Source organism: Prevotella sp. C561, from assembly GCF_000224595.1.
Classification (GTDB): domain Bacteria; phylum Bacteroidota; class Bacteroidia; order Bacteroidales; family Bacteroidaceae; genus Prevotella; species Prevotella jejuni.
Genome location: NZ_JH114143.1, coordinates 158,896 through 171,321, shown reverse-complemented (window position 1 = coordinate 171,321; position 12,426 = coordinate 158,896). Strand labels below are relative to the sequence as shown.

Genomic DNA, 12,426 nt, shown 5'->3' with positions numbered 1-12,426 from the left:
GTACATGACAAGAAAGGAGCAATATGAACAACTAACGGTACAGATTGCTGGCTTAATAAAAGATGAAACAAACCTCATTGGCATCTTAGCGAATGTATCGGCAGCACTACATGAGGCCTTCCCAGAGCGTTTCTTTTGGGTGGGCTTTTATCTCCAAGCACATGGCAATATGTTGAGATTAGGTCCTTTTCAAGGGTCAGTAGCTTGTTACACTATCCCATACGGTAAAGGTGTCTGTGGGAAAGCATGGGAAGAAGGGCACACACTCATTGTTCCCGACGTAGAGACATTCCCTGGACACATTGCTTGTAGCAGTCTTTCTCGCAGTGAGATTGTTGTCCCTATGTATGATGATGCACATACCTTCCGTGGTGTACTCGATATCGATAGCACCCGCCTCAACGACTTCGACGAAGACGACAAAGAAGGCTTAGGACGTATCATCGACTTACTCATGGAAGAAACACAAGACCTTTTCTTATAAAGAAGGATTGAGAAGCTTATTTTAAGTAAGAATAGTAGCTAACCTCCCAACGATACGGATAGTGTATAAGGAGTAAGACCTTATTTTGACAAAAAAGTAAAGTAAAATCTTGTACATATCCGAATTAATACCTATTTTTGTAACATTGAATAATAACACAACGGAATATGATAGACGTTAAGCAGACATTAAATGATGCCAGCGAGCGCATGGAAATGGCAACGATGTATCTCGGTGATGAGTTGCAGCGCATCCGTGCTGGCCGTGCAAACGTAGCCATCCTCGATGGTGTACGAGTAGATTCATACGGTTCAAAGGTTCCTTTGAATCAGGTTGCCTCTGTCATGGTGCCTGACGCACGTACCATCGCTATCAAGCCATGGGATAAGAAAGCCATCAAGGACATTGAAAAGGCTATTATGGACTCAGATGTTGGTATCACACCAGAGAACAATGGTGAGCTAATTCGCCTTAACTTGCCTCAACCTACCGAGGAACGTCGTCGCGACTTGGTGAAACAATGCAACAAAATAGGCGAGCGTACCAAGGTTGAGATACGTAATGTTCGCTCTGATATCAAGGAGAAACTGAAGAAAGCTATCAAAGATGGCCTCTCCGAAGACAATGAGAAGGACGCTGAAGACAGCTTACAGAAGATTCATGACAAGTTTATCAAGCAGGTTGATACGCTGTTAGAAGATAAGCAGAAAGAGATTATGACCGTTTAAGAAAACACACAACGGCCCCTCCCCCTTACCCCTCCCCCAAAGGGAGGGGAGTAATATGTACCGACTATCACAATTCTATTCAGATTAATGGCGGTAACTACTCCCCTCCCTTTAGGGGAGGAGTAAGGGAGAGGGGCCACTCTCTTTTATTTTTATGCGCGGCTTAGTAATTAAGAACACAGGTAGCTGGTACACGGTGAAGACCGATGACGGCAAGACGATAGATAGCAAGATTAAGGGCAATTTCCGACTGAAAGGAATACGCTCAACTAACCCCGTGGCTGTGGGTGATCATGTTGTCATCACGCCCAACCAAGAGGGAACGGCCTTCATCACAGAGATAGAAGACCGACGAAACTATATCATCCGAAAGTCGCCTAACCTATCAAAACAGAGCCATATCATTGCTGCCAACATCGATCAAGCGTTCTTGGTTGTCACAACAAACTATCCTGAAACATCCACAACCTTTATCGACCGCTTCCTTGCCAGTGCTGAAGCTTATCGCATCCCAGTAACACTCGTATTCAATAAGCACGACTTACTTGATGAGGACGAATTACGTTATCAGCATGCCGTGATGAATCTCTATGACACTATCGGATATCAATGTGTAGAGATACAGGCAAGCGCTGAAGCAGATAACGAGTTTAGCGTGGAGAAACTAAAGCCTTTACTGGCTGGGAAAGTGACCCTTTTGAGTGGGAATAGTGGCGTAGGAAAATCAACCATCATCAATGCTCTCCTACCCCATGTCAACCTTCGTACGGCTGAGATATCTGATGTTCACAACACGGGTATGCACACTACAACATTCAGCGAGATGTTGGAGTTGCCTATAGGCGGATATCTTATTGACACACCAGGAATAAAGGGATTTGGAACATTCGATATAGAACGTGAGGAGCTGACAAGCTACTTCCGTGAGATTTTTAAGTTCTCAAAAGACTGCAGGTTCTCAAACTGTACGCACACACATGAGCCTGGCTGCGCTGTAAGAAAGGCTGTCGAAGACCACTACATAGCTGAGAGTCGTTACAATAGCTACCTCTCTATGCTCGAAGACAAGGATGAAAATAAATATCGTGAGGCTTTTTAGCTTCACGTTTCTTTTGTTCGCTTGAATTTTATTTCATGATAAGAAAGATTTTTCTTCACGACAAGAAATATTTATTTTCATGATGAGAAATATTTCTTTTCACGTAAATAAATTGAAGAAGGAAGCTTTTATAATTGTTTTTTCAATATACGAATGATAGTAGAAAACAAGTAGACTAAAAGCTAAAAAAGCCCAAATTAACGCTTTGTGAGACGTTCTAAGACATGCTCCCAACTGTCGGCAAACTCGCGAATGGTAGGGAAAAGGATGTTAGCTCCTTCTTTTAAGAGCACCGAATCAGCCAAAGGACCACTATTAATGGCCACCGTATAGCATCCTGCTGCTACTCCTGCATGCACTCCAAGTGGTGCATTCTCAACAACAATACCCTCTGATGGTGAATAGTTACCTGCTTTTTGTAATCCCATCAAGTAGGGATCGGGATTAGGTTTACCACGCTTCACATCGTAGGCCGTCGTTATCTGGTCCTTAGAAAGAAACTCACCAAAGTCACGAGTGACACGCTCTATCAATGGAAGTTGTGCACTTCCTGTTACAATACCTATCTTTAATCCACTTTCCTTAATCTTTCGCATGAGGTCTATCACACCATCAAACACCTTAGCCTCAGGCATTTCATGGAAATAATGTGCCTTAACATCATATATTCGCTGGGCCTCATCCTCACTAAGTTCCTTACCTAATTGGACTTTTGCGTACTTACGAATGGTGTCAACTCCACGTGCTCCCTCCGTTGCGTATGAGTCTTCAAGGGTGAAGTGGATACCAAACTCTTTCATAGCACGCTGCCAAGCAATACCGTGATTGGGCATTGAATCATAAAGAACACCGTCCATATCAAAGAGGACTACCCTGGGTTCTCTCCAAGACTCTCCTACGGAAGGGCTGTCTTGCTGAGGTTGTGACATCATCGTAACTTGCTTCACCTTATTATTATATATTATTATCCTCAAGTCCCTCAGCTATGTGAAGAACTTGAGGATATAGTAAGAATATTATAAATAGTACTCTCCGTGACATCTATCCACACCACCCTAACTTCGTTTCAGTAGGTATTCCTCCCCATTCGAGGAGCTTGGATAGGGTGCTTCCCTCCCTTTTGAGGAGAGATTGGGGAGAGGTTCTTATTCCTTAGTCAGTCTTTCCTGAATAGCTTTACTCTCTGCTTCGTACCCTGGCTTATTAAGAAGAGCAAACATGTTCTTCTTGTATGCCTCAACACCTGGCTGATTGAAAGGATTAACTTCTTGCACAAGACCACTAATACCGCAGGCCTTCTCGAAGAAATAAATAAGCTGACCGAGGTAATACTCATTCAGTTTAGGAACACTAACACGGATGTTAGGGACACCACCATCAACGTGTGCCAAGCGTGTACCAAGCTCAGCCATCTTATTAACCTCGTCAACACGCTTACCAGCGAGGAAATTCAAGCCATCAAGATTTTCCTCATCATGTGGGAAGAGAACCTTAGCATTAGGCTCCTCGATAGAGATGACTGTCTCAAAGATAGAACGTTCACCCTCCTGAATCCACTGACCCATAGAGTGGAGGTCGGTTGTGAAGTCACAAGCCGCTGGGAAGATACCCTTGCGATCCTTACCTTCACTCTCTCCATAGAGCTGCTTCCACCACTCAGCAAAGAAATGGAGCTTTGGCTGGAAGTTAGCTACAATCTCAATCTTCTTGCCTGCTTGTGAGTAGAGGCCTTGACGAACTGCTGCGTAACGTGCTGCGATATTGTTTGCGAAAGGAACGTCAACAGAAGTCTCTTTCTCCATCACCTGCGCACCCTCAACAAGCTTCTTTACATCGAAACCAGCAACAGCGATAGGCAACAAACCAACTGGAGTGAGTACAGAGAAACGTCCACCGACATTATCAGGAATAATAAATGTCTTATAGCCTTCCTTTGTTGCAGCAGCACGTGCAGCACCCTTGTGCTCATCAGTGATAGCAACAATGACATCCTTAGCATTCTCCTTGCCCAGTTGATCCTCACATTGCTTCTTCAAAAGACGGAATGCAAGGGCAGTCTCGGTCGTTGTACCAGACTTAGAAATATTGATAACACCAAACTTCTTATCCTTCAGATAGTCTGTTAACTCAGCGAGGTAATCCTCACCAATATTGTTACCAGCAAAGAGGATAGTTGGGTTCTTCTTATCATTTACAAGCCAAGCGAAGCTGTTACCCAATGCTTCAATGACAGCGCGAGCACCGAGGTAAGAACCACCGATACCTGCAACGACAACCACCTCACACTTGTCACGGAGTGTATTGGCAACTGCTTGAATCTCATCAAGGAACGCTGGAGTAATACTTGATGGTAAATGCAACCATCCAAGGAAATCATTACCTGGGCAAGTAGCCTTCTCTAAAGCGTCTTGAGCTGCAGCAACATGAGGGGCATAAGCCTCTACTGTGCCTGGATTCAGAAACTGAACCGCTTTTGTGATGTCTAACTTAATACTTTCCATTTGTGTTTATCTAAATGAATCTGTTAATAATTTTATTTCTATTTGTGGACTAATACGCTCATAAAGGATGTTATATACAGCATCAAGGATAGGCATATTGACGTGTAGACGACGATTAATCTCTTTCATACACTTTGTTCCGAAATAGCCCTCAGCAACCATCTCCATCTCTATCTGTGCTGATTTAACGCTGTATCCTTTTCCTATCATTGTACCAAAGGTGTGGTTTCGAGAGAACTTACTATATCCTGTCACCAATTGATCACCAAGATACACGCTGTCAATGATAGACCGCTTGATAGGATTTATCGTATTGAGGAAGCGCTCCATCTCCTGCATTGCATTTGACATCAGTACTGCCTGAAAGTTATCACCATACTTCAAACCAGAACAAATACCAGCCGAAATGGCATAGACATTCTTCAATACAGATGCATACTCTATACCGAGGACGTCTGGAGAGGTCTTTGTCTTTACATAGTTTGATGCCAACACCTCCGTGAAAGCACGTGCCTTACTGAGATCAGAACAACCCACTGTGAGATAGGTCAAGCGTTCCATTGCCACTTCCTCCGCATGAGAAGGACCGCCAATGACTGCAAGATTATCGTAAGGTACATTATATGCCTCATGGAAATACTCCGAACACACAAGGTTCTCGTCGGGAACAATACCCTTAATAGCTGTCACTATCAGCTTAGAACTTACCTTTGTCTTCAGCTTCTTTAGTAATGCTTTCAGATAAGGAGAAGGAGTTACAAACACCAACGTGTCATACTCTTGTACTATCGCATTGATATCTGATGAGAGCATCACCTCCTTCATATTAAACTTCACACTGGTGAGATAGGTTGGGTTATGTCCTCTCCGTTTAAACTCTTCTATCTTATCGTCACGTCGGAAGTACCAACCAATATGATGCGTATGCTCCACAACAATCTTAGCGATAGCCGTTGCCCAGCTACCGCTTCCTATGATTGCTATTTTACCGATGTCGAACATAGTCACTAAAGTAAAAAGGTTATAGGGTAATAAGGCTAAGAGTGGGATAAGATTAGCGTATCAGCAGGGTGTTATAAACCCCTCTCTTGACGCAACACCATCTCCCTGTTTCTTCTATCCTATATCAGAACAATAGCTTACTCCCTACTTTCTTACCTATTTGCTTCTACTTTCTTATCTTTTATTTGCTTCTTCAATCCACTTTTGGATATCCTCAACAGAAGGCTTCTCGTAGCCAAGCTTGTACTTCTTGTTGATTTCTCCAAGTTTCTGCTGCAGCCCTTGTGCCTTCTCCTCTTTGATATCAGAGATGAGGTTAAAGCCTGCCTTACGCAGAACATAGACCCACTCTTCAGCTACTCCGAGCTCAGCCCATTCCTTAACAGAAGACTGTGGAATCTTTGGTTCTGGCTTCATCTGTGGGAAGAGCAATACTTCCTGTATGTATTCCTTACCTGTCATCAGCATCACCAAACGGTCGATACCGATACCGATACCTGATGTAGGAGGCATACCATACTGCAAAGCACGGAGGAAATCTTGGTCAATAATCATCGCTTCGTCATCACCCTTATCTGCTAAGCGCATCTGTTCTACGAAACGCTCCTCCTGGTCAATTGGGTCGTTAAGCTCTGAATAAGCATTAGCCAACTCCTTTCCATTAACCATCAACTCAAAGCGTTCTGTCAAGCCTGGCTTTGAACGGTGCATCTTCGTCAGTGGTGACATCTCAACAGGATAGTCTGTAATGAAGGTTGGTTGTACGTATGTACCCTCACAGAACTCTCCGAAGATTTCGTCAATAAGCTTTCCTTTACCGAAGCTCTCGTCTATCTCTTCTAATTTCAGCTCGTTTACAGCGATATTACGGATTTCGTCCTCTGTCTTATCACTAAGGTCAAAGCCCGTCTTCTCCTTGATTGCGTCAAGAATTGGCAGTCTACGGAATGGCGCCTTGAAGCTGATAACCTTATCACCGACCTGTACTTCTGGTTTGCCATTTACCTCTGTACATATCTTCTCAAGCAATCTCTCGGTGAAAGACATCATCCAGTTATAGTCCTTGTACTGTACATAAAGCTCCATACAAGTGAACTCTGGATTATGGAAACGGTCCATACCTTCGTTACGGAAGTTCTTACCAATCTCATAAACACCCTCAAAACCACCGACAATCAGACGCTTCAGATAAAGTTCTGTTGCAATTCTCATATACATCTCGATGTTGAGAGCATTAAAGTGGGTGATGAACGGACGTGCACTTGCTCCACCAGCAATACTCTGCAAGGTTGGAGTCTCCACCTCTGTATATCCTGCCTCGTCGAAGAACTTACGCATAGTACGCAGTACGGTGGCACGCTTCAAGAAAGTATCTTTCACACCATCATTCACAACGAGGTCGACATAACGCTGACGATAACGCTGCTCTGGATCCTCGAACTTGTCGTAGGCTTCACCGTCCTTATACTTTACGATAGGTAGAGGCTTCAAACTTTTAGCCAAGAGGGTAATCTCTTTTGCATGTACAGAGATTTCTCCCATCTGTGTCTTAAACACTTCACCCTTAACGCCGATGAAGTCACCTATGTCGAGTAACTTCTTGAATACCTTATTATATAAATCTTTATCTTCACCCGGACAGATGTCATCTCGAGTGATATAAACCTGAATTCTACCCTTACTATCCTGTAATTCTGCGAAGGAGGCCTTGCCCATAACACGACGTCCCATCATACGACCAGCAATTACAACCTCACGGTGCTCGTCTTCTTTGAACTGCTCTTTGATATCAGTAGAGTAAGCATTTGTTGGGAACTCTGCCGCTGGATAAGGATTAATCCCCATCTCTCGCAATTCTTGCAGGCTTTGGCGGCGACCAATCTCCTGCTCAGATAATTCTAAAACGTTCATATTTATAATTAAATCGAATATATTCTTATAGTTTGCAAATTTAATAAATAATTCGCAAATTATGGCTGGTTTTGACTTTTTTATGGCTACTTCGCATTTATAACACTTACTTTTCAATATTTATCCCATATTGCTTTTCAGTGCCTAAACAGATTTTGTTTTTATTATCGAACTGCCTGTTCGGATTACATAACTCTGCTGCTTCCAACCTACATCATGCAACAAAGTCTTCCAAGATACCTACTCGAGGATACACTGATAGTAAATAACCATGCGATTAGTAAGAATAATAATGGCACTTGAAAATGTCTAAGAGATGAGCTATAATTACAGTTTTAGTTTTAAACTAAGTTGCTGTCATTTTAACATTTGACGCTAACTCATTATCATTCAATAGATTATATACAACAAAAGGGTGACAGATATGACAGCAAAATTATTTTCGCTCTCATTCAGCCAATCCTTAACATCTTCATATTTCACTCTTAGCTCGATTGGAATTGTATGCAAAAAGAAGGGAGAATTTAATTATTTACGATAGCCAGTAGTGGCACTCTATGTGAACTAAATTGGCTATGGGGATCTATGAGCCTCTACCAATGTACATAAATCGGTAGTCATCTGTGAAAGAAAGGATGACTCCCTTTTACTTTTTCTTACGTACACATAGGCGATGTCTCGACTATCACTCCACACTTCTGATTGGTCTGTGAATTATGAAAAGTCATTACACAGACTTGAACTAATGGTTCTCAAGACAAGGGCATATAGCCTTCTATTATAACATTCATAACCCACAAGGAATCAGAATGTTACGAATAGCGTTTAAGAACATGCCTTTCTTGCCCCAAGAAGGGCGTCTTCTTGATGCAAGAAGGGCATGTTCTCGAACGTAGAAGGGCCTCTTCTTGTTACGTCCCCAGCCTCTTTCGCAATTGAGAGAGGGAACGATTACTGAAAAAGACAGACAAGAACGGACTCACAACCGACCTCTGTACAAATTTAGAGGAGGGTGATTACTGAACTACTCTCACAATTTCAATCTGCAAGCGTAACGTTTCATCTCCTTTTATCAGCCGTCCATGAGGAGTGACCTCACATTTTACACCTCTCCCATCGAGGGAGGAGAAAGGGGAAAAGGCAGCTGGGGAAGGAGAAAGGACCAGCTGGAATTGGGGATAGACCACCTATGCAACAGCGAGTGAGGAAGCTACCCCTCCAACTTTCATATACCTTTGTGCACATGAGTCTTAGGATAACATAATCTACCAGAACACATGACAACATACATTTAATAGCCGCTTAGCACCTCATAACTATTGCTGTAATGTTGCAATCTATCTAACTTTTTACTACCTTTGCATAGCATTAAACAGACAAAGTGATGAACATAGATAAAGTTTGGGAACATATCAAAGGGGAAGACGGACTAAGTCATACACTCGGTATGGAGTTTATTTCGACACCAGAAGACGACACCTTAAAAGCAAGAATGGCGGTTGACGACCGCAATAAACAGCCTTTTGGCTTCCTCGCAGGCGGTGCTTCTTTGGCACTTGCAGAGAACCTTGCAGGGGTTGGATCGATGGCTTTATGCCCTGGGATGATGGCTATGGGTATTAATGTACACGGTAATCATGTCAAGGCAATGCCATACGGTGGAACGGTTACGGCTTATGGGAAACTGATTCACAAAGGGCGTACACTACACGTATGGAACATTGACATCAAGAATGACGATAACGAACTTATTTCAAGCGTACAAGTTACCAACTACGTCATAGCCCCACAGAAGAAGTAAATGGATTCTTTTTTTATCTATCGCGAACCTTTTGAGGAGGTTTGTCATTGCTATACTCAACCAGAACAGCCGTCAGTTTTCTCTTCCCTCACAGCCCTTAACGGACGAGAAGGATTTGTTATTGCTCCCTTCAGTTGCCATACTAATGATAAAGTCTACTTGCTGGATGGTCCAAAGGGCACTTCGGTCGTCCTTCCATTAGATGGGAGTAAAGGTTTTGAAGCTATTCCCGAATGGCAAGACGATGCTGTGTTTACCGCATCAAGTATCGCTTATCGTGAGGACTATCACAATGATTTCTGTCATTTCCATAGTGAGTTGGAACGCAATACATTCCGAAAATTGGTCTTGGCTCGCTCGGTCATCGAACAGAAAGACGAGCACATGAGTCCTCGGGACATCTTCTTGAATGCTTGTAGTATGTATCCTCGCTCATACATCGCTCTTTTCTACACACCAGCGACGGGTATGTGGCTCATTGCAAGTCCGGAGATTCTTCTCCGTGGAGACGCTAATGGTTATCAAACCATGGCTTTAGCAGGTACGATGAGATATGCGGGTGAAGACATGAGATGGTCTGACAAGAATAGAGAGGAGCAACAACTTGTGACAGATTATATCCGTACTTGCTTACAGCCGTTTGCGATGGAGGTTACAGAAAGCGAACCTTACACGACACGTGCAGCCCACCTGGCTCATCTCCGCACAGACTTTCGTTTCCTTCTCAAGGATAGGCAACGCCTTGGAACCTTCCTTACAGCCTTCCACCCTACCCCTGCAGTATGTGGTATACCTAAGGATAAGGCACAGCAATTCATCCTATCTAACGAACAACTCAACAGAGGTTATTATAGTGGGTTCAGTGGACTGCTCTCTGAAAACGGTACGGCAAAGCTCTATGTCACACTCCGTTGTATGCAACTCTCCCGCTCTGCTTGCCGCCTCTATGCTGGTGGTGGGCTCTTAAAGGACAGCATCGAAGAGAATGAATGGCTGGAGACAGAATCTAAACTCGACACAATGCGAAAGCTATTAATAAGGGATTAGCCTAATAAGCATTATTGGCCTTATTAGGCTTATTAGGCTTATTGGCCCTATAGGCCTTATTAGCCCAATAGCCCAAATAGGCCCTATAAGCCCAATAACCCTAACCATCATCACCCAACACCCATCACCCATCACCCATTATGTACAGCACCAAAGAAAACGTTAACATACTCACTGCCTTGCTCGTAAAGGAAGGCATCACAAAAGCAGTTGTCTGTCCAGGTTCTCGTAACTCACCGATTGTACACAACCTCTGCGCTTGTCCCGATATAGAATGTTATCCCGTGACTGACGAGCGGTCGGCAGGATTTGTGGCATTGGGTATGTCCTTGGCTGACAACGAACCTGTTGTCGTTTGCGTTACGTCTGGATCGGCCTTGCTCAACGTGGCACCTGCTGCCGCAGAAGCCTTCTATCAGAAGCGCCCATTGGTTATCATTTCAGCCGACAGACCACCTCAGTGGATTGACCAACAGGACGGACAAACACTACAACAACACCGTGCATTAGAACCAAACGTACGCAAGAGTGTCACACTCCCCGAACCTCACAACGACGAGGAATGCTGGTATTGCAACCGATTGGTCAATGAAGCGTTGAATGTCCTACACCTAAATGGTGGCGGTCCTGTACATATCAATGTGCCCATCACCGAACCTTTATTTGATTACGACGTCATGCAACTACCCGACGAACGTCGTATCACAGTCTACCCTGCTGTAACCAATGACACAAGTGTCTATGAAATAGCAGCAGATTTCTTCTGTTCAAAAAAGCCAATGGTCGTCCTCGGACAACTAATCCCCGAAGTTGTAGGCAACTTACTTGAGCCTATCGAGGAGATAAAGAAGGTTGCGGTCGTCATTCAAGAGAAATTGGCTGATGACGATATTGGGCCTTCACAACCTCTGGATGAGGCTTTAATGATGATTGAAGAGGATGACAGCTACCACCCAGACCACCTTATATATATAGGAGGGACCATCGTTAGTAAACGACTTCGTCAATTTCTTCGTAAGAGTGAGTGTAAGATGTCAATCGTTGTGAACGAAGGCGGGGATTGTTGTGACACCTTTATGCACACAACCGACATTATCCAAGGGTCGGCAGAAGAGGTTATCAGCATCCTTGCTAATGAGACGGTAGGAGTGGAACAAAAGGCTTTTGTGACACAATGGGACAAGCTCTTTGATAAAGCCAAGGCTATTCGTAATACGCTAAAACCACGTTTCTCACAACTGTTGGCTGTCAAGACCTTTCATCACAAGATGAGAGAAGAGGCTATTGATGGGCAACTCTTCTACGCCAACAGCTCGGCAGTGCGCCTCGGCAATATCTTCTCTGACCAATACATCTATGTCAATCGAGGTGTGAATGGTATTGAAGGCTCCTTGTCAACGGCTGTCGGTTATGCTATTGCACATCAAGACGAAGAGGATGTCTACTGTGTTATTGGTGACCTGAGCTTCTTCTATGATCAGAACGCACTATGGAACGAGTCGCTCTCACCCAATCTTTCTATCTTATTACTTAATAATGGCGGTGGAGGAATCTTCCATCAGCTATCGGGATTGGAGCGTTCTCCCTACCGAGATAGTGCTATTGGTGCTGAGCATACGACCTCTGCGGAGGGTGTCTGCCAAGCACATGACATCGTCTATCTATCTGCACATAACGAAGAAGAGCTATATGAGAATCTTGACAAATTCTTTAACTCAGAAGAAGGACCAGTCCTTTTGGAAGTATTCACCAATGTAGAGGAAGATGCACAAGCCTTGAAGGATTATTATCAAGCTTTTAAATAAGAACAACTTGCCATGGTCTACCCTCTTTTTAGGAATGCCTTGGCAAGC

The 12,426-nt window shown here is 43.7% G+C and carries 10 protein-coding genes; 6 read left to right on the top strand and 4 right to left on the bottom strand.

What is annotated here, in order from left to right; translation table 11 throughout:
- The first annotated feature begins 4 nt into the window (after positions 1 to 4).
- From HMPREF0666_RS06260 to rsgA, 3 genes are all read left to right on the top strand, one after another.
- The gene (locus HMPREF0666_RS06260; RefSeq protein ID WP_009011526.1) at positions 5 to 484 is read left to right on the top strand and encodes a GAF domain-containing protein; all 480 of its coding nucleotides are present in this window, start codon (positions 5 to 7) and stop codon (positions 482 to 484) included.
- Between the two features lie 167 nt (positions 485 to 651).
- Positions 652 to 1,212: a ribosome recycling factor gene (frr, locus tag HMPREF0666_RS06255; RefSeq protein WP_009011525.1), complete on the top strand. Its 561-nt coding sequence runs from the start codon at positions 652 to 654 to the stop codon at positions 1,210 to 1,212.
- 154 nt (positions 1,213 to 1,366) lie between these two features.
- Positions 1,367 to 2,311, top strand: coding sequence for a ribosome small subunit-dependent GTPase A (gene rsgA / locus HMPREF0666_RS06250; protein ID WP_009011524.1), 945 nt, complete (start codon positions 1,367 to 1,369; stop codon positions 2,309 to 2,311).
- Between the two features lie 197 nt (positions 2,312 to 2,508).
- Here rsgA and HMPREF0666_RS06245 read toward each other — a convergent pair whose 3' ends face one another.
- From HMPREF0666_RS06245 to lysS, 4 genes are all read right to left on the bottom strand, one after another.
- On the bottom strand, positions 2,509 to 3,243 hold the full coding sequence (locus tag HMPREF0666_RS06245; protein ID WP_009011523.1) for an HAD family phosphatase: 735 nt from the start codon (positions 3,241 to 3,243) through the stop codon (positions 2,509 to 2,511).
- A 213-nt stretch (positions 3,244 to 3,456) separates the two neighbouring features.
- Positions 3,457 to 4,812 carry a glucose-6-phosphate isomerase gene (locus HMPREF0666_RS06240; protein WP_009011522.1) on the bottom strand — a complete coding sequence of 452 codons (1,356 nt, stop codon included), beginning with the start codon at positions 4,810 to 4,812 and terminating at the stop codon, positions 3,457 to 3,459.
- Between the two features lie 6 nt (positions 4,813 to 4,818).
- Complete coding sequence (locus HMPREF0666_RS06235; protein WP_009011521.1) at positions 4,819 to 5,814, bottom strand: NAD(P)H-dependent glycerol-3-phosphate dehydrogenase; 996 nt, start codon at positions 5,812 to 5,814, stop codon at positions 4,819 to 4,821.
- A gap of 174 nt (positions 5,815 to 5,988) precedes the next feature.
- Positions 5,989 to 7,725, bottom strand: coding sequence for a lysine--tRNA ligase (lysS, locus tag HMPREF0666_RS06230; RefSeq protein ID WP_009011520.1), 1,737 nt, complete (start codon positions 7,723 to 7,725; stop codon positions 5,989 to 5,991).
- Between the two features lie 1,384 nt (positions 7,726 to 9,109).
- Between lysS and HMPREF0666_RS06225 the strand changes: the two genes are divergently transcribed.
- The 3 genes from HMPREF0666_RS06225 to menD all read left to right on the top strand — a co-directional run bounded on the left by HMPREF0666_RS06225 (position 9,110) and on the right by menD (position 12,378).
- On the top strand, positions 9,110 to 9,526 hold the full coding sequence (locus HMPREF0666_RS06225; RefSeq protein ID WP_009011519.1) for a PaaI family thioesterase: 417 nt from the start codon (positions 9,110 to 9,112) through the stop codon (positions 9,524 to 9,526).
- Positions 9,527 to 10,573: an isochorismate synthase gene (locus tag HMPREF0666_RS06220; protein WP_009011518.1), complete on the top strand. Its 1,047-nt coding sequence runs from the start codon at positions 9,527 to 9,529 to the stop codon at positions 10,571 to 10,573.
- A 140-nt stretch (positions 10,574 to 10,713) separates the two neighbouring features.
- A complete protein-coding gene (gene menD, locus HMPREF0666_RS06215) occupies positions 10,714 to 12,378 on the top strand; it encodes a 2-succinyl-5-enolpyruvyl-6-hydroxy-3-cyclohexene-1-carboxylic-acid synthase (RefSeq protein ID WP_009011517.1) in 1,665 nt (554 codons plus the stop codon).
- Positions 12,379 to 12,426 lie beyond the last annotated feature (48 nt).